The organism is Clostridium sp. SGI.024 (assembly GCF_050315195.1).
Classification (GTDB): Bacteria; Bacillota; Clostridia; order Clostridiales; family Clostridiaceae; genus Clostridium.
This window is the reverse complement of the sequence record NZ_JBNPON010000001.1, coordinates 94,065-118,279: the sequence shown is the minus strand read 5'-3', so window position 1 is coordinate 118,279 and position 24,215 is coordinate 94,065. Positions and strand designations below refer to the sequence as shown.

Below are 24,215 nucleotides of genomic sequence, written 5' to 3'. Positions count from 1 at the left end.
AAACACACTATTACTAATTTTAGTTTAGTATGTTTTCTATTACAAATAGATATGAAAATTTTGGAGGTGCTAATGATGATGAAATATTTAAGGAAGATACTTATTTTAATTTTTTTAAGTATATTTATTTTTTCAGTTTATAATCTTTATAAAATATTTTATGAATATAAGCAAAATAAAGATGTATATAATGATATAGGTGAAATAGTTGTAAAAGAAGATAAAGAAATTCAAATAAAAAATGAAGAATATTTAGCTTTAAAGGAAATAAATGAAGACTATTTATTTTGGATAAGTATCCCTGAAACTAATGTAAACTATCCAGTAGTTAAGTCTAAAAATAATGAGGATTATTTATATAAGAACTTTAAAGGAGAGGATAATAAGGGAGGATGCTTATTCGTAGATTCTAGAAATGTATCTGAAGAGGATGATAACATAATAATACATGGACATAATATGAAGGATAAAAGCATGTTTGGAACACTATCAAAATTGCTAACTTCTGAATATTTAAATAAAAATAATAAAATATATCTATATTTAGAAAATAAAATTTTAGAATATGAAATTTTTTCGGTTTATGTAAATGATGGTTCCTTCGATCCTTATAAAACAAATTTTAATACTGATGAAGAGTTTAATGAATATATAAATACTGTAAGAAAGAAATCATACTATAACTTAGATTATGTTGATGATGGTAATAGAAATATTATTACATTATCAACTTGTACAAATGCTACAGGAGACGAGAGAACTATAGTAAATGCTAAGTTAGTATCAACTAAGGATATATAATTTTATTTTAGAAACATAAATAAATGGAGTTGTTTTCACAGCTCCATTTTGTATATTATATAAATAATTATTTAAACTTTAACAAAATATAGCAATAAATTGACTATTTTAAATTAAAAGTATATATTATGAATATAATGTTAACGTTTTATATATTATTAATAGATTAATAATTTGGGGAGTGAAAATATGGAGATTTTAAGAGTTTGTGTAGGAAAATATAATGGTAAAGATGTTGACAGCTATAGTTTAAGGAATAGCAAAGGTTTTGGCATAAATGCTCTAAATTATGGTGCAATAATAACTGATATATTAGTTCCTGATAAAAATGGAGTTATAGAAAATGTTGTTATGAAATACAAAGATATTAATTGCTATAAAGAAAACCCAAGCTATTATGGAGCTTTTATAGGAAGGACATCAGGAAGAATTGCAAATGGAAAAGTCATGGTAAAGGATAAAGTCTTAAATCTTAATAAAAATTATGGTTATAATCAAGGACATGGAGGAGAAAATGGATTTAGTAAAAAATTTTTAAATGTTATAACTAATGCTAATGAAGAGGAAGCTTATATTGAATTTTCCTACTTAAGTCCATGTGGTGAAGAAGGGTATCCAGGAAATCTAGAAGTTAAAGTAAGATATACCATAAATGAAGAAAATGAGTTTAAGATTTCTTATTATGCTATATCTGATGAAGATACATTAGTTAATTTAACAAATCATAGTTATTTTAATTTAAGTGGAAATTGCAAAGCAAATATTTTAAATCACTATTTATATATTGACAGTGATTTTTTAGTAGAGCTTAATGAAAAAGAGGTTCCAACAGGAAAAACAATAAAAATAGATAAAACTCCATTTGATTTTAATAGTCCTAAGACTATAGGAAGAGATATTGAGGAAGAGGATTATCAATTAAAGATTGGAAATGGATATGATCATTGTTGGTTATTAAATGGAGGAAATGATATTAAAATAAGACTTTATCATAAGGAGTCAGGCAGACAAATGGATGTTTATACTGATCAAAATAGCGTAGTACTTTATTCGCTAAATTATCCTGATGATGAAATTTTAGAATGTAATAAAAAAGCAAATAGAAGGGATGCTTTAGCAATAGAAACTCAAAGCCCACCAATAGGAGAAAATAATATTTTTGCTAATTATTCATTATTGAAAAAGGGTGAAGAATACATTAAAGAAACAATATATAAATTTTCAATAATAAAATAGACAAGCTTAATGATAATATTATATTTAATTTAGAAACTCTTAAAGGAGTTTCTTTTTTGGTTGGAAAATATCTCATAGAAGAGTATAATTTAGCATTTTTTATAAAGTTACTTTATAAAATATAAGTAGATAACTTAGTAAGGAGCTTTTTAATGAAAAATAAAACTCTATATGAATTATTTATTGGATTATTAGCTTTAATGGGAATAATGATGATAATTTTAGACTTAATGTATAGACTTCCTATTATAGTAGTAGAAAGCTTTTATTATATTAACTTAATTATTACTATTATTTTTTTTATAGACTATTTAATAAGATTATTTACTTCTAAAAAGAAGTTAAGGTTTATTTTTAGCAATTTCATAGATATATTATCTATTTTTCCTATTATCTTAATTAGAGAACTTATCTTTAATTTAAATTTAGGAAGATTAATTGATATTAATACAGAGTTTATAATAATAAAATTAATAATTTTATTTATATTTGTTATAAAATTTAAAAATAAAATTAGAGAAGCTGTAAAAGTAAATAAATTTAATTATTTATTAATTATTACAACAATAATAATAGTACTTGGAGCTGTAATAATAGCTTTGTTAGAAGAAATGTCTTTTGGAGATGCAATATGGTGGAGTTTTGTTACCTTCACTACAGTAGGCTATGGAGATATATTGCTAACTACTAAGATGGGAAGAGTAGTTGCAGTTATACTAATGGTTTTTGGTATAGGTTTTATAGGAGTAACCACAAGCACAATTGCTGCTTATACCGTTAATAGAGATATGAAAAAAGGAGTAAAAAGAAATTTTAAAGATGAAACTATTGAATTTATAAAAATTAAAATAGATGATTTAGATAATGTTTCAGATGAAGAGCTTGATAATATATATAAGACTTTAAAAGTTCTTAAAGAAAATAGAAGAAAATATAAATAATTTTAATCCTTTAAGAAGAGAATAAAGATATAACTAAAGATAAGCCTTATATGGAGGAAAATATGGAAAATATATTAAAAATATTTACAAGAGATATAAAAAGTATAATAAAAAACTGGGTTGCTTTAATTATTATTGTAGGGCTTATGATATTGCCTTCATTATATGCTTGGTTCAACATTAGAGCAAGTTGGGATCCTTATGGAAATACAGGAGGAATAAAGGTTGCAATAGTTAATAATGATAAGGGAGGAAATCTTCAAGATAAATTTATTAATGTAGGAGATGAACTTATAGCTAAGCTTAAGGAGAATACTAACTTAGGCTGGGAATTTGTTTCTGAAGAAGAAGGAAATAATGGAGTTCATAAGGGAAAGTATTATGCAACAATAATAATACCAGAAGAGTTCACAAGTGAAACCTTATCAATAATTAATAATAATATAAAAAGACCTACTTTAATATATAGAGTAAATGAAAAAAGTAACGCAATTGCTCCTAAAATTACTGACAAAGGAATTACTACTATAAAATCACAAGTTGATAGTAATATTATTGAAACAGTAGACGGATTAATTTTTATGGTATTTAATGAGATGGGAGTAAGTATTGAAGGATCTAAGGATAAAATATTAAAGCTAATAAATGGAGTTATTGACTTAAACAACAAAGTTCCAGAAATAGAGAATATAATAAATGAAATAAATAATGGAAGTTCTAGTGCAGAAAATTTAATTACTAAAGCTAAGGATAATTTACCATTACTACAAGATACATTAAATTCTAGTGATAACTTATTAGTTGATACTAAAAATGCCTTAGAAAAGTCTAAGGGAGCATTAGGAGATGTAGCACCAGTTATTAAGTCAGACTTAGAAGTTATAAATAGAGAGCTTGGTAACTTAGAAGGCCTTATTAATACTGTAATTAATATAAATATAGATAAGAATTCGATTTTAAATGGTCTTGATAATATTAGTATTAAACTTGGTGATATTAATAGTAGAGTTAATGGAATAATAAAATCCTTAGAGCCATTGTCTAAATTTAATAATAACTTAAAAGAAATAATAAATGAATTAAATACAGTGAGCACAAAATTAAATTCTGCTATAGATATAATTGCTAAAGTAAGTGATACAGTTAATAATGCAAGTCCAGTTGATAAAAGTAAACTTCAAGAAATTAAATCACTAATAGAAGCTAATAAAAATATAGTATCAAATATATTAAATAATTATGATTCTTTATATATACCTGCTATAAATAAAGCTATAGATGAATTAACTAATATATCTGATAATTCCATTACCTTAGTAAATGAAGCAAAATCAGCTATTCCAGATATAGAAAGTTTATTAAATAATTTAGATAATGCATTAAAACTTGGTAAGGGGGATATAGAAAAATTAAATAATGAAATGCCTAAGATTAAAGCAAGCTTAAGCAATATTTCTTCAAAGTTATCTTCAATAAATAAAGATGAGGCAATAGATAAGTTATTATCTTTATTAAAAAATGATTGGGAAGCAGTTAGCAGTTTTTTAGGAAGTCCTGTTGAAATAAAGGAAGAAGTATTATTTCCTATACCTAACTATGGATCAGCAATGTCTCCATTTTATTCAACCCTTGCTTTATGGGTAGGAGCATTAATTCTAGTTTCTTTATTAACCACAGAGCCTCATGGTTTTAAGGAGGAAATTGCCTTTAAACCTTATGAAAAGTATTTTGGAAAGTTTCTAACCTTTGGATTTATAGGAATATGCCAAACATTAATTTTGACATTAGGAGATATTTTCTTATTGAAATGTTATGTATTAAACAAAGGGCTATTTATAGGTGTAAGCCTTTTAAGCAGTATAATATTTATATTGATAGTGTATACCTTAGTATCAATATTTGGTAATGTTGGAAAAGCAATAGCTGTTATACTTTTAGTTATACAAGTAGCTGGTGCTGGTGGAACATTCCCAGTAGAAGTAATGCCAAGTTTCTTTAAGAAAGTAAATCCATTATTACCTTTTACATATGCAATTTCAGCCATGAGAGAAGCTGTTGCTGGAATTGTTAAATCAAACTTAACTAGGGATATAATTATGCTTTTAAGTTATGGAGTAATATTTGTATTAATAGGGTTATTCTTAAAGGGACCTATTAATAAAGCAAGTAGAAGATTTGTAGAAAAATTAAATGAAAGTGGTCTAATAGGACACTAGTATGGAATGAAGAATGAAAAATTAAGAATGTTGAATTAAGGAAGGAACTCCTTCGGCGTTCCCTAAATTAATGATTCAAAATGTGTAATAGATAATGCATAATTAGTGGAAAATGAAATAATGAAGGAGCTTTAAATAAGTTCCTTCATTATTTAATTTAATCTTGTAAAATATCTTTTATAATTAAATCTATTTCAGAGATTTCTTTATCTGTATATGTAATGATGTCATAATCATAAGAATAATTATCAAGAGCTCTTTCTGTTGAATGATTATTTTGTTCAGATGTTAAATTATTCTTATAATCAACTCTAGTTATATGTATAGATATTGTTTTACCTATATTTTTTAAACATTCTATTTCTCTTGGAAATCTTGCATCTGGAATAATAGCAATATCAAAATCATCTTTAACTAGGTTAAGTATTCTAAGAAGCTCATTGATTACGAAGAATTCATCTTGCGCTCTCATTTTGTCACCTAATTTTTGAAGTATATCTCTTCCAACTTCATCTTTAATGCCATTCCAATTATAAACTTGGGTAGCAACCATTTTTAAGTAATCAGCATAATGAAGTATAAATACTTTTTTTCCTTTTGCCTCAAGAAGATTTTTTAGTTTATTTGCAAGTGTGTCTTTACCATGTCCAGCAGGACCAGAAATTGATATGCATTTCATCAATATGTTCTCCTTTTTCTAGTTAATAATTTTCTTTAATGATTATATCATTATATATTGAAAAATATGATATAATAAATTAAAATATATATTATATATTTGTTTGCAGATGTGGCGGAATGGCAGACGCATCATCTTGAGGGGGTGACGGGGGAATCCTCGTGCGGGTTCAAGTCCCGCCATCTGCACCATAGTATAATAAGCTAGAATTAAAAGTATAAAATTAAAGAAAATAAATAGTAAATCAATCTTATGATTGATTTTTTTCTTTTTTAGAGAAACTCATATGCAATATGATATAATTAAAATGAAGGAATAAATAGTAATTTATTGAAAGGGAATGATTGTATGAATTATTATCCTATGCCAATGTTAATATGGAATGTATTTGAAAAAAGTTTTCGTAATAATTTATGGATGTTTCATATAGATGATTCTAAAAAATTAATTAAATCTGCAAAGTTTAAATATCAAGAAATAATCAGGGAAATTCCAAGGTTTGAAAAGAATGATGTTCTTTTAGTTAATATTCTTAGTGCAGCTCAACTTGCAGCAATTTATCTTTCATTACCGCAAAAAGCTGATGTTAAAGTGGTTGAAAAATTTTATAGTAAGTCAATGAATGATAATAAAAGAATGATGATTATTTTAAAAAATACTAAGAATTTCACAAAAAAATATCAAAAAAATCAATTGAAACAGTCTATAAAAAGTAATAAGGCAACAAACCCATATACATGGAGATATAAATTTTATTATGGAGAAAATATAGACAGTTTTGATGCTATCTTTGACAAATGTGGAATATGCTATTTATTCAAAAAGCTAGGAATATTTGATATAGTTCCTGCGTTATGTGCATATGATTACGAAATGGCGAAACATACTAATACTATTTTTTCAAGAAATACAACAATTGCAAGTAGTGGAAAAGTATGTGATTGTCACTATAAAAAACAAAATTTTTAGTGTGGGGTTGTTTTAACAGCTCCACATTTTATATATGACAATTAAAAAGTAATAACTCATAAGTTGAGATAAAAGATTAATATGTGCTATAATGAAGATAAAAAATTATAACTATTACATAAGAATTATTATTATAAAATTTTAGTATTAATTTTATGTTGATAGTTTTAATGTAATGGAGGAAATATAAATGAATTTAACAGAGGTATTAGGAATTAAATATCCAATAATTCAAGGTGCAATGGCTCAAATAGCTACAGCAGATCTAGCAGCTGCAGTATCAAATGCTGGTGGTCTAGGAATTATCGCAAGTGGAGGTTTCTCACCAGATAGAATAAGAGAAGAAATTAGAAGGTGTAAAGAGTTAACAGACAAGCCTTTTGGAGTAAATGTAATGCTTATGCATCCTAATAAAGAGGAAATAGCAAGAATTGTAGTTGAAGAAAAAGTTAAGGTAGTTACAACTGGAGCAGGCTCACCAGCACCATATATGAATATGTGGAAGGAAGCTGGAATAATTGTTATACCAGTAATACCAAATGTAAAGATTGCAAAGAAAATGGAAGCAATAGGTGCTGATGCATTAGTAGCAGAAGGAACTGAAGCAGGTGGACATGTAGGAGAAAGTACTACTTTAGCTCTTGTTCCACAAATTGTTGATGCTGTTAATATTCCAGTGGTGGCTGCTGGTGGAATAGCAGATGGAAGAGGAATAGCAGCAGCCTTTGCTTTAGGAGCACAAGGTGTTCAAATAGGAACAAGATTTATAGCAACAAATGAATGTCCTGTTCATGATAATTTTAAAAATGCAGTTTTAAACTGTGGAGATGCAGATACTGTAGTTACAGGTAGAACACTAGGAGCTCCGGTAAGAGGAATAAAAAACCCTATGACAATAAAGTTCTTAGAGTTAGAAAAAAGAGGAGCTAGTAGAGATGAATTTGAAGAATTAGGAACTGGAGCACTTAGAAAAGCAGCTATAGATGGTGATATAGAAAATGGATCTGTAATGACAGGACAAATATCAGGGATAATAAATAAAATTACATCTGTGGAAGAAGCTATAGAAGCTATGATTTCAGAAGCAGAGGAAGTTTTTGAAGCTTTAGGAAAAATTAAATTTATATAAAATTACTGAAAAATGTAATGCAGAAAGATATATTAATTTAATTTTAAGTCAAGGTAGTACTCAAGTGATATTGAAAAAGCAACCTCATTTGATTGGAGAAGATAAGGAAGTTTTTGAACTAGCTTGTAATGAAGTTAAAAAGAAAAAACCACATATAGATATAAGTAAGGCAAGGTTTGAGGGGTTTGATGAAGGCTTATGTGTTCAATGTATGCATATTGGTCCCTTTGATAATGAAAAGTTAACTGTTGAAAAATTGATAAGTATATTATAGAAAATAACTTAGTTAATGATATTAGTGGAATTAATGAAGATGGAAAAGTTAGAAGACATCATGAAATTTACTTATCAGATCCTAGAAGGTGTAACATTGAAAGAATGAAAACTGTTATAAGGCATCCTGTTAGGAGAAAGTAAGTTTAATAAATTTATTAAGGAAAACGGTCTTATTTAGGAGAGATAGGTATGGAGCTTATACCAGCAAAAAGTATTATATCAGCATATAAAGAAAATAATAATTGGTTTGGAACTAATTATAATATGAATATATACAAGGGATGCTGTCATGGATGTATATATTGTGATAGTAGAAGTGAATGCTATGGTATAGATAACTTCGATAGTGTTAGAGCCAAAGAAAACTCTTCAGAAATTATAAGAAGAGAATTAAAATCTAAAAGAAAAAAAGGTGTTATTGGAACTGGAGCTATGAGTGATCCTTATAATCCTTTTGAAAAGAAGTTTGCTTTAACTCGTAATGCATTAGAAAGTATTGATAACTTCGGATTTGGAGTAGCTATAGCAACAAAAAGTGATTTAATTGTAAGAGATATTGATATTTTAAAAAGAATTAAAGAGCATTCGCCAGTACTTTGTAAAATTACAATTACAACAGCAGATGATAAGTTATGCAAGATGATTGAACCAAATGTAGTAGTTACATCTAAGAGGTTTGAAGCTATAAAAAAATTATCTGATGAAGGTATATACACAGGAATATTATTAATGCCTATATTGCCTTTTATAAATGATACTGAAGAAAATATAATTAATATTGTAAAACTTGCAAAAGAAAATGGAGCTAAATTTATTTATCCTGCCTTTGGCGTTACTTTAAGGGCTAATCAAAGAGATTACTTTTTTAATATGTTAGATAAGAATTTTCCTGGAATAAAAGAAAAATATATTAAGAGCTTTGGCAATTCTTATATGTGTAGTAGTCCTAATTCTAGAAAGCTTAATAATACATTTGTTAATGAATGCAACAGACTAGGAATACTCTATAAAATGAGGGATATAATAAATAGCTATAAAAAAGGATATAATAATCAACAACTAAGTTTATTTGACATATAGTTAAAAGCTTTAGATAAGTCTATTTAATTAAAATGAACATAACAATTATTATAGAAGGAGATAGAGATTATATTTTAGATAAGTATATTTGCTTATGGTAAAGTATATAATTTCTATTTTCTTTTTTTATATTTTTAAGGAGTAAATTTTGTACAAGCATATTTTATGTGTTATTATAAGTATAAAGTTTATTAGATATAAGTAATAACTTCACATTAGGAGGAAACATGATAAAAGCAGTATTATTTGATTTAGATGGAACACTATTAGATACAAATGAATTAATATATAATTCTTTTGATAAAACTTTTAAAGATAAATTAGGAATAGAGCTTAAGAAAGAAGAAATTTTAGATTTTTTTGGGAAACCTTTAGGAGAACCTTTCAAAAAACATGCAAGAGAAGAAGATATTAATGATTTAGTTGCTTATTATAGAAAATATAATGAAGATATTCACGATAAAATGTGTTTTGCATTTAAGGGGGTAAAAGAACTTTTAGAAGGACTAAAAGAAAAAGGAATAAAGACAGGAATCGTAACTTCTAAGAGAGAAGAACTTGCAGTAAGAGGAATGAAGATAGCAGGAATTCATGATTATATGGATGTAATTATAACACCAGAATCTACAGAACTTCATAAACCAAATCCTGAACCAGCTTTAAAAGCTTGCAGTGATTTAGGTATAGAGCCTAGTGAAGCTATAATGGTAGGTGATAGTATTTATGATATTTACTGTGGTAAATCTGCAGGGTGTAAAACATGTGGCGTAAATTATACATTTATTGGATTAGATACTTTAAAATCATCTAAGCCAGATTATTTTATAGATGAACCAGAAGATATTTTAAATTTACTTTAGTAATTAGGGGGAGAATATGAAAAATATAGTTATTTTAGATGGGAAGACTTTAGGTGAGTTAGAATTTGATGAATTGAAGGCCTTTGGAGAGGTGGTTTATTATGATATAACTAAGCCTGAAGAAGTTGCTGAAAGAATAAAAGATGCTCATATAGTTTTAACTAATAAGGTTGTTTTAAATGAAGATAACTTAAAGGGAGCAAAAAACTTAGAGCTAATCTGTGAAACTGCTACAGGATTTAATAATATAGACATAGTTTATGCAAAAAATAATAATATTGCTGTAACTAATGTTGCAGGTTATTCAACTAATACAGTAGCTCAGCATACATTTGCAACGGTTTTATCTTTATATGATAAACTTTTCTATTATGATGAATATGTGAAATCGGGGGAATATGCAAAGAGTGGATTATTCACAGATGTAAGTAAGCCTTTTTATGAGTTAGAAGGTAAAACCTGGGGAATAATTGGATTAGGAGCAATAGGAAGAAGGGTAGCAAAGGTAGCAGAAGCTTTTGGGGTTAATGTTATTTATTATTCTACTTCAGGTAAAAATTCAAATGCTGATTATAAAAGAGTTGAATTTGATGAATTACTTAGAATTTCAGATATAATTTCTATTCATTCACCATTAAATAATGCAACTGAAGGTTTAATTAATTATGATGTAATTAAAAAGATGAAGAATTCAGCAATATTAGTTAATATGGGAAGAGGACCTATAGTTGTTGAAAGTGACCTTGCTAAGGCCATAGATGAAGAATTAATAGCAGGTGCTGCACTAGATGTATTCGAAGTAGAGCCTATAAAATCTGATAATCCTTTAGTTATGGTTAAAAACAAAGATAGATTAGTATTAACTCCTCATATAGCATGGGCAAGTGTAGAGGCTAGAGATAGATTATTTAAAGAAGTTATAAATAATATAAAAGCATTTTATAATGGAGAAATTAGAGGAAGAGTAGAATTGTAATAATATTAAGTATTTAACGAAAAGTTTGACAATATATAAAAAATATAGTATATTACTAATTAATTTAATAAATTTCTGAATAAAATAAAAGCTTAGAATGAGAGTAGTAAAAAGTATGAGATATTAAAGAGAGTAGGAAAAGGTGAGAGCCTACATATAATCGCTTTTGAACTCGCTCAGGAGCTACAAGACTGAATGGGGAAGGTAGGTCTTGTCGGTATAGTATACCGTTAAATAAATTAAGTTAAAAACTTGGATGGTACCGCGTAAGTCGCTCCAAATAATGGGGGATTTATGCGGTTTTTTATTTCCCAGTTAATATAAATTATATAATAAGCAAGGGGGCATATTTAAATGAATTACAAAAAATATAAGAAGTTTCAAACTATAAAGTTAAATGAAAGAACTTGGCCAAATAAAGAAATTGAAAAGGCACCAATTTGGTGTAGTGTGGATTTAAGAGATGGTAATCAAGCTTTGATTAATCCAATGACTGTTGAAGAAAAGATAAAGATGTTTAATCTTTTAATAGAATTAGGCTTTAAAGAAATAGAAATAGGATTTCCTTCTGCATCACAAATAGAATTTGATTTCTTAAGAAGGTTAGTTAATGATAATTTAATACCAGATGGAGTTAAGGTACAAGTTTTAACTCAAGCAAGACCTCATTTAATTAAAAGGACTTTTGAAGCTTTAGAAGGTGTTAAGGAAGCTATCCTTCATATATATAATTCTACATCAGTACTTCAGAGAGATGTAGTGTTTAATATGAGTAAGAATGAAATTAAAGATATTGCAGTAGAAGGAACTAAATTAGTTAAAGAATATAGTAAAGACTTTAATGGTAAGATATATTTAGAGTATTCTCCAGAAAGTTTTACAGGCACAGAAGTTGAGTATGCTTTAGAAGTCTGTGAAGCAGTATTAGATGCTTGGGGAGCTAGTAATGAAGAAAAAGTAATTATTAATTTACCTTCAACTGTAGAAATGGATACACCAAATGTTTTTGCAGATCAAATAGAGTGGGTGAGTACACATTTTTCTAACAGAGAAAGAGTAATTTTAAGTGTACATCCTCATAATGATAGAGGAACTGGAGTTGCAGCAGCAGAATTAGCTATGTTAGCAGGTGCAGATAGAGTGGAAGGAACTTTATTTGGTAATGGGGAAAGAACAGGAAATGTGGATATTATTAATTTAGCTTATAATATGTTTTCTCACGGTGTAGATCCAAAACTTCAACTTGATGATATTAATAAAGTTATAGATATTTATGAAAAGTGTTGTAAAATACCTGTTCATATAAGACATCCTTATGCGGGGGAATTAGTATTTACTGCATTCTCGGGATCTCACCAAGATGCTATTAATAAGGGAATGAAAAAATATATGGAAAGGAATAACAAATATTGGGAAGTGCCATATTTACCTATAGATCCTAGGGATTTAGGAAGAGAATATGAAGCCTTAGTTCGAATAAATAGCCAATCGGGAAAAGGTGGAGTAGCCTTTGTTTTAGAAAGTCATTATGGATATAAGATGCCGAAGAGGATGCATAAGGAATTTGGAGAAATAATTCAAGAAGTAACAGAAAAAGTTGGTGAAATATCACCAAAGGTAATAATGGACAAGTTTGAAGAAGAATACTTAGATGTAAAAGGACCATTTAAATTAATTAAATTTAAGATAGAAGATATTGAAGCACAAGATGATATTAAAGATAATACTACAATAAATATTAAGTTCTTATATAATGGAGAAGAGAAAAATTTTGTTGCCAAGGGAAATGGACCAATAAACTCATTAAAGAAGGCTTTAGTAAATAGTAAATTAGTAGAAACTACAATTTTAGATTATGCAGAACACTCACTTGGAGAAGGTTCAGAGGCAAAGGCTGCATCTTATGTTGAGATGAAGAGATTAGATAACTCAACCACTACCTTTGGTGTAGGAGTAGATAGTAATATTACTATAGCTTCTATTAAAGCAGTTTTTAGTGCTATAAATAGACTATATAAAGAAATGTAGAATGTAGAATTATTAAATTGGAGCTGATTTAACAGCTCCAATTTAATAATTATAGTGCTTTTTGGATTAAATTAGAATTATTCCATTTGTTTTTTTTCCATTGAAGAAGTAATTCATTTAGCATTTTTCTTAGTACTTTTCCTATAATATAGTAGCAATTATCATTTAAATTAGCTAATGAAATTCTAAAGGACCATTCAGAAGAGGCAAAGCCATCACCGTTTAATAAAACTACAGAATAATCTCTAGCTAAGGTATAAAGTATATCAAAAGGTGTATAATTAGAAGAAATATAATTTGAGAAATCTTCATTATATAAAGTTCTAGCCCAAGATATAATATTAACTTCAGTATAATAAGATGCATCCATAGGATTTTCATCAAGATTTAATTCTAAGCCTTCAAATAATATGGATTTACGTCTTTTACATATTTCCATAGTTAATTTTTTATAATTATTTTTTATATCAATAAGAGCTGATCCACAGAATAAAGCCATTTGAACTTGTTGAGGTGTAGAAAGTCCAGCAGTATGATTCAAAGCAACTTGTCTACTATCTGCAACTAATCTATCTATAAATGGAACTTCTTCTGGGTTTAAATTCATATGTTTATATCTAGCATTTAGTTTTTCTTTTTCAACATTTGATAAATTTTTAATTTTATCATTATATATATTATTTTTATTAAGTATTATAGTACCCAGTCTCCAACCTGTTACACCAAAGTATTTAGATAATGAGTAAACACCTATAGTATTGTAAGGTAAATAAGAGATAATTGATTTGAAATCTTTTATAAAGGTACAGTAAACATCATCAGTTATAATCATTAAATGAGGATTATAATTTTTAACTACATTTATTAAGTTATTAATTGTAGTTTCATTTAAAGCAATAGAAGCAGGATTATTAGGGTTAACTATAAATAAAGCTTTTATGTCAGTATCTTTAAGTTTTTCTAACTCTTCTAATGGGTATTGGAAGGTTGGAATATTATTTTCATCTAATTCATTTGCATGAATTCTAATTACATTAAAATCATATTCAGGCAAATGAGGTATTTCTAAATAAGGTGTGAAAATTGGTGTCATTAGTGCTATTTTATCACCTTTATTTAATAATTTATTTGCAGCTAAAGAATCAAAAATATAGCACATTGCAGCGGTGCCACCTTCTACAGCAAAAACATCGAATTGGTTGTTATATTTATTATCATTACATAATTCTTTTAATAAATATTTATTAACTATTTTTTCTATATGTAGAAGCATTCTATCTGGAAAGGGGTAATTATCTCCTATAATACCATCACAAATTTCAAATAAGAATTCATCACTGTTAAAATTAAATTCATCTATACAAAAATCTATTATATCCTTTAAAAGTTTTATACCAGGTAAATTTATATTTTCATTATAGTATTTTAAAAATCTATTATAAATTCCTTCTTTTTTTAGCATTCCAGCTAAATTTTCTATAGTTAAAGTTCTTTGACATTCTAAAACAGCAAATTGCCCCAAAGTAAAGAAAGCTTGTCTAGGAGTAGCAGAAATCCAGTTAGGGTTTCCTCTTCCAGCATCTAATACAGTTCCATTAAATTTTTCTTTGTTTAAATTAGCTAAACTTATTAATTTATCTTTAAATTCGAAAGGGCTTATTCTTCCATAAAGTTTTTTTAAGTAGTCCTTTTCTAAAGTTATGTCCATTGCAGTCTCCTTTTACATTTAATTGTCTATTACTAGTATATAGATAGAAAATAAAAAATCAATTATTTCCTGCAAAAAATATAAAAAATGAAATAATTACGTCATATATTATACAAATGAAAATTTATATTATTTATCAAAGAAGAATATTAATAAATTAATAAAAAAATATTAAATATTTACTAAAATACTTCTTGAAATGCAAAAATAATGCGTATATAATAAAGTTAAAATTTAATAATGTTCGGTTGAAGGTAGTGGGAGAGTGATTTTTAGTAATCCACCGAAGAAGTAAATCTTTCAGGTATTAGGACCGCTATTGGACGAACCTCTGGAGAGACTCAAGAAAAAGAGCACCGAAGGAGCAAGATAACTTATATTTAAGTTATTGAAACTCTCAGGTAAAAGGACAGGGGATAAGATAGAGCTATAATTTTATTGTTATAGTTTTACTATCTATTCTCCTCCGTAAAATATATTTTAAGGGGGATTTTTTATGTTAAACAAAATTCAATCTATTTTAAGTGCTGTAAATAGCATTATATGGGGACCACCATTACTTATTTTATTAGTTGGTACAGGTATCTACTTAACATGGAAGCTTAAATTACTTCAAGTATTTAGATTACCACTAGCATTTAAGTATATATTTTCTAAGGAAGAAGATAATGATGAAAATGCAAAAGGTGATGTTTCGAGTTATGGTGCATTATGTACAGCTTTATCAGCAACTATTGGAACAGGAAATATAGTTGGAGTTGCAACAGCTATTACTGCTGGAGGACCTGGAGCATTATTTTGGATGTGGTTTGCAGCATTTTTTGGAATGGCAACAAAGTATGCTGAAGGGTTACTTGCTATTAAATATAGAGAAGTAGATGAGAATGGAGAAATGGCCGGAGGACCAATGTATTACATAAAAAATGGGTTAGGCTTAAATTGGTTAGCAAAATTATTTGCCATATTTGGAGTTGGAGTAGCTTTACTTGGAATAGGAACTTTTGGACAAGTTAAATCTATTGCAGATGCTGCAAAAATAGGATTTAACGTACCTATAGGGGCTACAACAATAATTATTACAGTAATAGTTGCTTTAATAACTTTGGGTGGAATAAAGAGAATAGCAAGTGTTTCTGAAAAGGTAGTTCCTTTTATGGCAATTTTATATATTATTGGTGCTTTATTAGTATTATTCTTTAATTATGATAAAATACCTTCAGCACTTTTATTAATAATAGAAAGTGCTTTTAATCCTAAGGCTGCTTTAGGTGGAGCTACAGGAATAACAGTATCAATTGCTATGCAAAGAGGGATTGGAAGAGGTATATTTTCTAATGAATCTGGATTAGGAAGCGCTCCAATAGCAGCTGCTGCTGCAAAAACAAATTCACCAGTAAGACAAGGATTAATTTCAATGACAGGAACATTTTTAGATACAATAATTGTTTGTACAATTACAGGTATAGTAATAGTTCTAACTGGAAACTATAGTGGAGGCTTAGAAGGAGCAGCTTTAACAACTGCAGCTTTTGAAAATGGATTACCAATAGCAGTTGTAGGAAAATACATAGTTAATATAGGGCTTATGTTCTTTGCATTTACAACAATCATAGGCTGGAACTATTATGGAGAAAGATGTATTCAATATCTATTCGGAATAAAAGGAATAAAACCATATAAGATATTATTTATAGCATTAGTGGGAGTTGGACCTTTTTTACCATTGGAAATGATTTTTATAATAGCAGATATAGTAAATGGTCTTATGGCATTTCCAAATTTAGTAGGATTAATAGGACTAAGGAAAGTAATAATTGAAGAAACAGAACAATACTTTGAAGATTTAAAGGAAAGTGAAAAAAATGTACTTTCAGCTTAATATTTTTTTATTGATATAGTTTTAAAATTAAATAGATTAATTAGAATAAATATATAAAATAAAAAAAGCCTTTTAAATTTGAATATAGGCTTTTTTTATTTGTTAGAATTGAAAGATATTTCTTTATGGACAAATATCAAATTAATTATATCAGATACTTTGCAAAACTAACTTCTGTTTAAGTAAAAAACCAAATTACTTTTTCAATTTACAAAAATAAATTCATTTTAATAATTGACAGTAAATTATTGTAAATGTAATATTGAATTAACATAATATACAATATTTGGAGGTTAAACTGTGTATAAATTATTGCTAGTAGATGATGAGATTTTAGTTAGAGAAGCAATTGCTGGGAATATTCATTGGAAAGAACTTGGATATGAGCTAGTATCAACTTGTGAAAATGGTAAAGAAGCAATAACATACATTAAAGAGAATAAAGTTGATGTAGTTCTTACAGATGTATGTATGCCATTTATAGATGGAATTGAGTTAAGCAAATATATTCACATTAATAATCTTGAAATTGATGTTATTATATTTAGCGGATATAACGAATTTGAATATGCTCAAAAAGCTATTAGGTATGGGGTATCTGAATATCTCTCAAAACCAATTACATCATATGAACTTTCAGAAGTATTAATAAATCTAAAAAAAAGACTAGACAAGAAGAAAGAAATTGAGAATGAATTTAAAAAAATAAACAAAAGTTATTTTAAAAATTTAATTTTAATTCAATCCAAAATTATTAAGAATTTAATAATGGGAAATGAGCTAGAGGAAAGTCGTAAAGAAATAGAAGAATACGGAATCAATATAGATTATTTATCCTATAGAGTTGCTATTATTGAAATAGATATATATTCAGATTCATATAATACAGATAAAGATAAAATTAAACAAGGTGATATGAAATCTTTTGTTATATATAACATTAGTAATGAAATAATAAAAAGATATAATGCAGGTGAAGTATGTAAAGGAGATAATAATAGAGCTTTTATTTTATTATGGACAAACTCTCCAAGAGAATTTTCAAATATAATAAGTAAAATTTTTGAGGAAATACAAGAAGAAGTTTTTAAATTTTCAGAGTTAACTATCACAATTAGTATTGGAGAAAATGTTTATTCACTATCAGATTTACATAAGTCTTATAAAGATGCAGAGGAATTACTTTTATATAAGTATTTATGGAATGAAAATCAAATCTTTGATAGAGAAAAGTTAAAAAATAAGTTAAATGCATCATTAAATCTAGATGGAATTATAGATAAGTTAATACTATCAATTAAGTTAAATGAGAGAAAACAAATAGAAGAAAATATTTTTGAAATTCAAGAACTATTTAGAGAAGGATATATAAAAAAAGATAAGATGTGCTTATATTTATTTGAAATAATTTCGCAAACCTGTGATTTATTAAGATTAAGTAATATAGCAGAAGAGTTTATATACAAAATAAAAGAAAATTCTATTACTAAAATAACAGAATCAAGATCCTTAAGTGAAGCTATTGTTATATTAAAAGAATTTTGTTTTATGTCATGTGAAAAAATGTATATTCAAAAGAATTCTTATTCAAATAAATTAGCTATATTAGCACTTGATTACATTGAAAAGAATTACAATGATTATGATTTAAATTTAAATATTATTTGTTCTTATCTTTGTATAAGTACTAGCTATTTTAGTACAATATTTAAAAATTATACAGGATATACTTTTATGGAAGTTTTAATAAGAACCAGAATGGATAAGGCAAAGGAATTATTAGAAAATACAAATTTAAAAAATTATGAGATTTCAGATAAGGTAGGTTTTAGAGATCCTCATTATTTTAGTATAGCCTTTAAAAAAATAACAGGTAAAAGTCCAAAGGAATATGCAAAGGAGATGAGGAAAAATTAGTATGAAAAGAACAAAGAAAATATATAAAGTTTTCCAATACTTAAATATAAGAACATCTATATTAATCTCTTTTTCCATATTAATTATGACAACATTATTAGTAATAAGTTTTATTTCCTTCAGATATACTGAAAATACAGTAAGAAACAATTCTGTAGATTATACAACAAAAATTATAGAACAAATTAATAATGATATTGATTCATATATTGTATCTATGGATAACATATCAACATTAGTTTCAAAAGATTTCGAGGTTCAAGAATACTTATTTGATAACAAATCCAATAAAAATTATGATTTATATAAGCAAAGAATATTAAAGTTATTTAAAACTGTAAGGGAAACAAGAGAAGATATATGTAATATAGCTATAATAGACAAAAAAGATAAGTATATTATAAATGATGGAAGGGATGAACCTTCAGAATATGTTTCTATACAAAACACAGTTTGGTATAAGAACTCTATTTTAAAGAGGGGAGAAACTTATATTTCGTCTTCACATGTTCAAAATGTAATTAAGGATGACTATAGATGGGTTATTACTTTATGTAGAACTTTAATAAATCCTAATACTAATGAGCAAGAAGGCGCTTTTTTTATTGATTTAAATTACAATGCAATTAGCGATTTATGTGAAAAAAATGCCTTAGGAAAGAAAGGATATGTATTTATTATAGATGAAAAAGGAGAGATAATATATCATCCTAAGCAACAACTTATATATAGCGGATTAATAAAAGAAAATATAGAAAAGATTATTAATAATGATAATAATTATTTTGTTGCTGATGTAAGAGGAGATAGTTGTGTATACACATTTAGTAAATCTGAAAAAACTAAATGGACAGTTGTTGGAGTAGCTTATATGGATGAATTAATAAAAAATAATAATGAAATAATACAAGTTTATGCAGTAGTACTATGTATTATTTTTGGATTGGCCATAATAATTTCAATAAGGATATCTAAGGAAATAACTAAGCCACTTGAGAAATTGAAGAATTCTATGAGAGAAGTTGAAAAAGGTGATTTTGAAAATGTGAATATAGTAATTTCAGGAGAAAATGAAATATCAAGTTTAAGCAATTCTTTTAAAATTATGATATCAGAAATTAAAAAATTAATGGAACAGAATATAAATGAGCAGAAACAAAAAAGAAAAAGCGAAATAAAAGCTTTACAAGCTCAAATAAATCCACATTTTCTTTATAATACATTAGATTCTATAATATGGATGGCTGAGTGTAATAAAACAAAAGAAGTTGTAATAATGACATCTTCTCTTGCTAAATTATTAAGAGAAAGTATCAGTAATGAAGAAGAAGTTACTACAATAAATAGAGAAATAAATCATATAGAAAATTACTTAACTATTCAAAAAATGAGATATAAAGATAAGCTTGAATTTATAATAGATGTGGAAGAAAGCATATATAATGTAAAAATAATCAAACTTATATTACAACCTATAGTAGAAAATGCCATTTATCACGGAGTCAAGTATAAGGAAGGTAAAAGCTTAATATTAATAAGTGGTTTTAATTGTGGTAATGATATAGAAATCATAGTTAAAGATACTGGAATTGGTATGGATAAAGACCAACTTGATCATATATTTGATAGATGTAAAAAAAGCGAAAAAAATACTGGGGTTGGAATATATAATGTGCAAATGAGATTGCAATTAGCTTATGGAGAAAAATATGGATTGACTTATGAAAGTAAAAAATTAGAAGGAACAACTGTAAAGATTAGGATTCCCAAAAAGGAGGAGCTAGAGTATGAGAAATAAAAATAATTTTTTAGGTAAAATAATAGTTACATTTGCTATTATTTTAGTTATCTTAATTGTAATTTCACTTAGAAATATTAATAAAGATAGGCCCTTAGAAATGATATATATATCTAAAAGTGTAGATCAAAATAATGAATTTTGGATGGCGTTAACTTCAGGAGCCAAAATGGCTTCTAAGGAGTATAATGTGAATTTAACTGTAGTTGCTCCAAGTGATGAAGCTAATTATAAAGAACAAAATGAGCTAATAAGTGAAGCAATTAAGAAAAAGCCTGATGCAATTTTACTTTCACCTTCAAGTTATACAGAAACTAAAGATATGGCAGAAAAAATAAAAGAAAATGGAATTAAATTAATATTAATTGATTGCACAATTGATTCTGATTTGGCTGATAGCATTGTTTCAACAGGGAATTATGATGCAGGAGAAAAAATGGGGATTTATATGAAAAATCTTATAAATAAAGAAACTAAGATAGCAATAGTTAGCCATGTTAAGGAATCATCAACAGCTATAGATAGAGAAAATGGATTAAGAGATACATTAGGAGATGACGAAGACAAAATAGTAGATGTTGTATTTTGTGAATCAAAATATGATAAGGCATATAATTTAACTAAACAACTTATAGAAGAACATCCAGACATTAATATTATAGCGGCTTTAAATGAGTATTCTAGTATAGGGGCAGCAAAAGCTATTAAGGAACTTGGATTGTCAAAACAAATAGTAATTATTGGATTTGATAATTCTATAGAGGAGGTAAAGTTATTAGAAGAGGGTGTTATAAATGCAATTGTAATACAAAAGCCTTTTAATATGGGGTATTTTGGTATTGAACAAGCTGTTAATATTGTTAAAGGGCAAAACTATATTAAATATTTAGACTGTGGATCTGAATTAATAATAAAAGAAGATATGTATACCGAGGAAAATCAAAAAATGCTATTTCCTTTTTTAGGAAGACAATTTAGAGAAGTTTCAGAATGATTATTTACTTTGTTTATATTTTAATAAGTTTGGATTTTGATTAAATTAAATACAAAACAAATAAAAAACAGTATTTTATTAACTATTAATTGTAATATATTCCATTAAATGGTAGTAACAATTATGATATACTTAACATACCAAATAGAAGTGCAAATAAGAAATGGAAGGTGATATAAGTGGGGGAAACGATATTAACAATGAAGGATATAAATAAGTCTTTCATTGGTGTACATGCTCTTAAGGATGCATGTTTGGAACTTAAAAAAGGTGAAGTACATGCACTTATGGGGGAGAATGGTGCCGGAAAATCAACTCTTATGAAGGTTCTTACTGGTATTTATAGTAAAGATAGTGGAATTATTACTTACAAAAATAAAGAAATAGCATATTCTAGTGCAGGTGAAGCTCAAGAAGCTGGTATAGTAATTGTGCATCAAGAATTAAATATGATGAATCATTTAACTGTAGCTCAAAATATTTTCATTGGAAGAGAAATGATGAAAGGGAAGTTTATTGATGACCATAAAATGAATATTGAAGCTAAGAAATTATTTGATAAGCTTAATATTAATATTAATCCAAGCGAAGTAATGGGAAATCTTACAGTTGGTAAGCAGCAAATGTGTGAAATTGCAAAAGCTATTTCGCAAAAGGCAGAGATAATAGTTTTTGATGAACCTACTGCAGCATTGACTGAATCTGAGATTGAAGAATTATTTAAAATTATTAATGATTTAAAATCAAAGGGGATTGGAATAATTTATATTTCACATAGAATGGATGAAATTAAAATAATAACTGACAGAGTAACTGTTATGCGTGATGGAGAATATGTTGGAACTTTAATATCAAAAGAATGCACTAAAGAAGACATAATAAGTATGATGGTAGGTCGTACAATATATGAAGCACCGAAAGAAAGAAGTAATGTACCAAAGGAAGCACCAGTTGTTCTAAAAGTGGAAAATCTTAATGCTGGAAAAAGTGTAAGAAATATAAGTTTTGAACTTAAAAAAGGTGAAATACTAGGTTTTTCAGGTCTTATGGGATCAGGTCGTACTGAAACAGCAAGAGCTATTTTTGGAGCAGATAAGATAGAGAGTGGATCAATTTATGTTAATAATAAGAAAGTAGAGGTTAAAAGTCCAATTGATGCAGTAAAAGCAGGAATAGGATATTTATCAGAAGATCGTAAAAGATATGGTGTAGTTGTTGATAAAACTATTACAGAAAATTCTACAATGGCTTCTTTAGGTGATTTTATAAATGGAATATTTATAAATAAAAAGAAAGAAAAAGAAGTAGCTAAAGAGTTTGTTCAAAAATTGAAAACGAAAACAGCTTCTACAGAAACTCCTGTTATTAAACTATCAGGTGGTAATCAGCAGAAGGTTGTTATTGCAAAATGGTTAGTTAAGAATTGTAATATATTAATTTTTGATGAACCAACAAGAGGTATTGATGTTGGAGCTAAAAGTGAAATATATAGTTTAATGAATGAACTTGTTGCTCATGGTAAATCTATCATTATGATTTCTTCTGAATTAAGTGAAATTCTTAGAATGAGTGATAGGATTATTGTTATGAATGAAGGAAAAATAACTGGAGAAATTCCAATTGAGGAAGCAACTCAGAAATCTATAATGAATAAAGCAACAGTTAGAAATTAATTTAGGAGGAAAAGGTTGTGAAGAAAGAAAAAAGTATATCTAAAAGTTCTATTTTTGAAAATAAATTTATAAAGACTATTGGAACTCAGAGGTTAATAGCATTATTAGCATTAATAGTATTATTTGTATTTTTCTCACTTATGAGTCCAGCATTTCGTCAATATACAACTTTAGTAAGTATATTTGATGCATCATATTATATAGGATTTATGGCTATAGGAGTTACATTCGTTATAATAACTGGCGGAATAGATTTATCTATCGGAACTGTGCTAGTGTGTTCAGCCTTAATATCTGGTTCTCTATCGGTTAATAGCGGTTTTCCAATATGGTTATCTTTAATTATAGGTGTTTTAATTGGAACATTTTTTGGTTTATGTAATGGTATTATGGTTTCTAAAATGGGACTTCCTCCATTTATAGCATCTTTAGGCACAATGATGATTTCCAAAGGCTTTGGATCTATTTTTACAAAGGCACAAAGTGTAACATGGCCTGCAGCAACAACTGGAGAAGGTTGGTACCGTAAAATATTTAAAATGACAATAGGAAGTGGACAAGATGCTACTATAATTCCAACAGGTTTCATTTTATTAATTGTTTTAGCTATAATAATGTCAATTTTCTTATCTAATACAAGACCTGGTAGATACATTTTAGCACTTGGAAGTAATAAAGAAGCTACTAGATTATCTGGTGTAAACGTTATGAAATGGGAAACTTTAGCTTATATAATTTCAGGTACATTTGCTGGAATTGCAGGTGTAGCATATGCTTCAACATATTCAGTATTACTACCTGGTGGTGGTGGTGGATTTGAGTTAGATGCTATTGCTGGTGTTGTAATTGGTGGTACATCTATGAGTGGGGGATATGGAACTATTGCTGGTACACTAATTGGTGTATTTATTATGTCTGTTTTAAAAACAGGACTTCCTTTAATTGGCTTACAGCCACATTATCAACAATTTATCACTGGATTTGTTCTAGTTGCAGCCGTATTTGCGGATGTTATGAATAGAAGAAAAAAAAATAAAATGTAAGAGAGGTAAGAA

At 27.2% G+C, this 24,215-nt stretch carries 19 protein-coding genes, 1 tRNA gene, 2 riboswitches and 1 other annotated feature; of the genes, 18 read left to right on the top strand and 2 right to left on the bottom strand.

Annotation, left to right across the window (positions count from 1 at the left end; all coding sequences use genetic code 11):
* Nucleotides 1-72: 72 nt before the first annotated feature.
* The 4 genes from srtB (at nt 73) to ACQRD5_RS00575 (ending at nt 5,194) form a co-directional block, all read left to right on the top strand.
* Complete coding sequence (srtB, locus tag ACQRD5_RS00590; RefSeq protein ID WP_427746401.1) at nt 73-801, top strand: class B sortase; 729 nt, start codon at nt 73-75, stop codon at nt 799-801.
* Between the two features lie 189 nt (nt 802-990).
* Entirely contained in the window at nt 991-2,037 is a 1,047-nt protein-coding gene (locus ACQRD5_RS00585; RefSeq protein WP_291628454.1) for an aldose epimerase family protein, read from the top strand.
* Between the two features lie 152 nt (nt 2,038-2,189).
* Nucleotides 2,190-2,978 (top strand): potassium channel family protein, encoded by a 789-nt coding sequence (locus ACQRD5_RS00580; RefSeq protein WP_321128998.1) that lies wholly within the window; start codon nt 2,190-2,192, stop codon nt 2,976-2,978.
* A 62-nt stretch (nt 2,979-3,040) separates the two neighbouring features.
* Complete coding sequence (locus tag ACQRD5_RS00575; RefSeq protein ID WP_291628450.1) at nt 3,041-5,194, top strand: YhgE/Pip domain-containing protein; 2,154 nt, start codon at nt 3,041-3,043, stop codon at nt 5,192-5,194.
* Between the two features lie 157 nt (nt 5,195-5,351).
* On the opposite strand, the gene ACQRD5_RS00570 is transcribed toward ACQRD5_RS00575, so the two are convergent.
* A complete protein-coding gene (locus ACQRD5_RS00570) occupies nt 5,352-5,873 on the bottom strand; it encodes a hypothetical protein (protein WP_291628448.1) in 522 nt (173 codons plus the stop codon).
* A gap of 105 nt (nt 5,874-5,978) precedes the next feature.
* Between ACQRD5_RS00570 and ACQRD5_RS00565 the strand changes: the two genes are divergently transcribed.
* The 8 genes from ACQRD5_RS00565 to leuA all read left to right on the top strand — a co-directional run bounded on the left by ACQRD5_RS00565 (nt 5,979) and on the right by leuA (nt 13,191).
* Nucleotides 5,979-6,064, top strand: a tRNA-Leu gene (locus ACQRD5_RS00565).
* A 157-nt stretch (nt 6,065-6,221) separates the two neighbouring features.
* Nucleotides 6,222-6,842, top strand: coding sequence for an L-2-amino-thiazoline-4-carboxylic acid hydrolase (locus ACQRD5_RS00560; RefSeq protein ID WP_321128999.1), 621 nt, complete (start codon nt 6,222-6,224; stop codon nt 6,840-6,842).
* Between the two features lie 190 nt (nt 6,843-7,032).
* Nucleotides 7,033-7,971, top strand: a complete 939-nt coding sequence (locus ACQRD5_RS00555) for a DUF561 domain-containing protein (protein ID WP_291628444.1) — start codon at nt 7,033-7,035, stop codon at nt 7,969-7,971.
* Between the two features lie 70 nt (nt 7,972-8,041).
* The gene (locus ACQRD5_RS00550; RefSeq protein WP_427746400.1) at nt 8,042-8,245 is read left to right on the top strand and encodes a hypothetical protein; all 204 of its coding nucleotides are present in this window, start codon (nt 8,042-8,044) and stop codon (nt 8,243-8,245) included.
* Nucleotides 8,246-8,436: 191 nt separating this feature from the next.
* Nucleotides 8,437-9,327: an SPL family radical SAM protein gene (locus ACQRD5_RS00545; protein ID WP_294363596.1), complete on the top strand. Its 891-nt coding sequence runs from the start codon at nt 8,437-8,439 to the stop codon at nt 9,325-9,327.
* 227 nt (nt 9,328-9,554) lie between these two features.
* Nucleotides 9,555-10,187, top strand: a complete 633-nt coding sequence (ppaX, locus tag ACQRD5_RS00540; protein ID WP_291628439.1) for a pyrophosphatase PpaX — start codon at nt 9,555-9,557, stop codon at nt 10,185-10,187.
* A gap of 16 nt (nt 10,188-10,203) precedes the next feature.
* Nucleotides 10,204-11,163, top strand: a complete 960-nt coding sequence (locus ACQRD5_RS00535; protein WP_294363595.1) for a D-2-hydroxyacid dehydrogenase — start codon at nt 10,204-10,206, stop codon at nt 11,161-11,163.
* 84 nt (nt 11,164-11,247) lie between these two features.
* Nucleotides 11,248-11,445, top strand: a binding site (T-box leader).
* 72 nt (nt 11,446-11,517) lie between these two features.
* The gene (gene leuA / locus ACQRD5_RS00530; RefSeq protein WP_308779872.1) at nt 11,518-13,191 is read left to right on the top strand and encodes a 2-isopropylmalate synthase; all 1,674 of its coding nucleotides are present in this window, start codon (nt 11,518-11,520) and stop codon (nt 13,189-13,191) included.
* 49 nt (nt 13,192-13,240) lie between these two features.
* On the opposite strand, the gene aspD is transcribed toward leuA, so the two are convergent.
* On the bottom strand, nt 13,241-14,899 hold the full coding sequence (gene aspD / locus ACQRD5_RS00525) for an aspartate 4-decarboxylase (RefSeq protein ID WP_291628433.1): 1,659 nt from the start codon (nt 14,897-14,899) through the stop codon (nt 13,241-13,243).
* A gap of 248 nt (nt 14,900-15,147) precedes the next feature.
* A riboswitch (glycine riboswitch) is annotated at nt 15,148-15,225 on the top strand.
* A 2-nt stretch (nt 15,226-15,227) separates the two neighbouring features.
* Nucleotides 15,228-15,315, top strand: a riboswitch (glycine riboswitch).
* An 80-nt stretch (nt 15,316-15,395) separates the two neighbouring features.
* On the opposite strand from aspD, the gene ACQRD5_RS00520 reads away from it, so the two are divergent.
* The 6 genes from ACQRD5_RS00520 to ACQRD5_RS00495 all read left to right on the top strand — a co-directional run bounded on the left by ACQRD5_RS00520 (nt 15,396) and on the right by ACQRD5_RS00495 (nt 24,203).
* Nucleotides 15,396-16,778 carry an alanine/glycine:cation symporter family protein gene (locus tag ACQRD5_RS00520; protein WP_427746399.1) on the top strand — a complete coding sequence of 461 codons (1,383 nt, stop codon included), beginning with the start codon at nt 15,396-15,398 and terminating at the stop codon, nt 16,776-16,778.
* 300 nt (nt 16,779-17,078) lie between these two features.
* Entirely contained in the window at nt 17,079-18,695 is a 1,617-nt protein-coding gene (locus ACQRD5_RS00515) for a response regulator (protein WP_291629106.1), read from the top strand.
* Nucleotide 18,696: 1 nt separating this feature from the next.
* The gene (locus ACQRD5_RS00510; RefSeq protein WP_427746398.1) at nt 18,697-20,493 is read left to right on the top strand and encodes a sensor histidine kinase; all 1,797 of its coding nucleotides are present in this window, start codon (nt 18,697-18,699) and stop codon (nt 20,491-20,493) included.
* Nucleotides 20,483-21,487 (top strand): substrate-binding domain-containing protein, encoded by a 1,005-nt coding sequence (locus ACQRD5_RS00505; protein WP_291629103.1) that lies wholly within the window; start codon nt 20,483-20,485, stop codon nt 21,485-21,487. The genes ACQRD5_RS00510 and ACQRD5_RS00505 overlap by 11 nt, the downstream gene beginning before the upstream one ends.
* A 179-nt stretch (nt 21,488-21,666) precedes the next feature.
* On the top strand, nt 21,667-23,160 hold the full coding sequence (locus tag ACQRD5_RS00500) for a sugar ABC transporter ATP-binding protein (protein WP_291629102.1): 1,494 nt from the start codon (nt 21,667-21,669) through the stop codon (nt 23,158-23,160).
* Between the two features lie 17 nt (nt 23,161-23,177).
* On the top strand, nt 23,178-24,203 hold the full coding sequence (locus ACQRD5_RS00495) for an ABC transporter permease (protein ID WP_367112562.1): 1,026 nt from the start codon (nt 23,178-23,180) through the stop codon (nt 24,201-24,203).
* The last annotated feature ends 12 nt before the right edge of the window (nt 24,204-24,215 follow it).

Excerpts from the sequence above, each read along its gene's own strand:
- srtB (WP_427746401.1), top strand. The coding sequence starts at position 73 with ATGATGATGAAATATTTAAGGAAGATACTTATTTTAATTTTTTTAAGT.
- ACQRD5_RS00585 (WP_291628454.1), top strand. The coding sequence starts at position 991 with ATGGAGATTTTAAGAGTTTGTGTAGGAAAATATAATGGTAAAGATGTT.
- ACQRD5_RS00580 (WP_321128998.1), top strand. The coding sequence starts at position 2,190 with ATGAAAAATAAAACTCTATATGAATTATTTATTGGATTATTAGCTTTA.
- ACQRD5_RS00575 (WP_291628450.1), top strand. The coding sequence starts at position 3,041 with ATGGAAAATATATTAAAAATATTTACAAGAGATATAAAAAGTATAATA.
- ACQRD5_RS00570 (WP_291628448.1), bottom strand. The coding sequence starts at position 5,873 with ATGAAATGCATATCAATTTCTGGTCCTGCTGGACATGGTAAAGACACA.
- ACQRD5_RS00560 (WP_321128999.1), top strand. The coding sequence starts at position 6,222 with ATGAATTATTATCCTATGCCAATGTTAATATGGAATGTATTTGAAAAA.
- ACQRD5_RS00555 (WP_291628444.1), top strand. The coding sequence starts at position 7,033 with ATGAATTTAACAGAGGTATTAGGAATTAAATATCCAATAATTCAAGGT.
- ACQRD5_RS00545 (WP_294363596.1), top strand. The coding sequence starts at position 8,437 with ATGGAGCTTATACCAGCAAAAAGTATTATATCAGCATATAAAGAAAAT.
- ppaX (WP_291628439.1), top strand. The coding sequence starts at position 9,555 with ATGATAAAAGCAGTATTATTTGATTTAGATGGAACACTATTAGATACA.
- ACQRD5_RS00535 (WP_294363595.1), top strand. The coding sequence starts at position 10,204 with ATGAAAAATATAGTTATTTTAGATGGGAAGACTTTAGGTGAGTTAGAA.
- leuA (WP_308779872.1), top strand. The coding sequence starts at position 11,518 with ATGAATTACAAAAAATATAAGAAGTTTCAAACTATAAAGTTAAATGAA.
- aspD (WP_291628433.1), bottom strand. The coding sequence starts at position 14,899 with ATGGACATAACTTTAGAAAAGGACTACTTAAAAAAACTTTATGGAAGA.
- ACQRD5_RS00520 (WP_427746399.1), top strand. The coding sequence starts at position 15,396 with ATGTTAAACAAAATTCAATCTATTTTAAGTGCTGTAAATAGCATTATA.
- ACQRD5_RS00510 (WP_427746398.1), top strand. The coding sequence starts at position 18,697 with ATGAAAAGAACAAAGAAAATATATAAAGTTTTCCAATACTTAAATATA.
- ACQRD5_RS00505 (WP_291629103.1), top strand. The coding sequence starts at position 20,483 with ATGAGAAATAAAAATAATTTTTTAGGTAAAATAATAGTTACATTTGCT.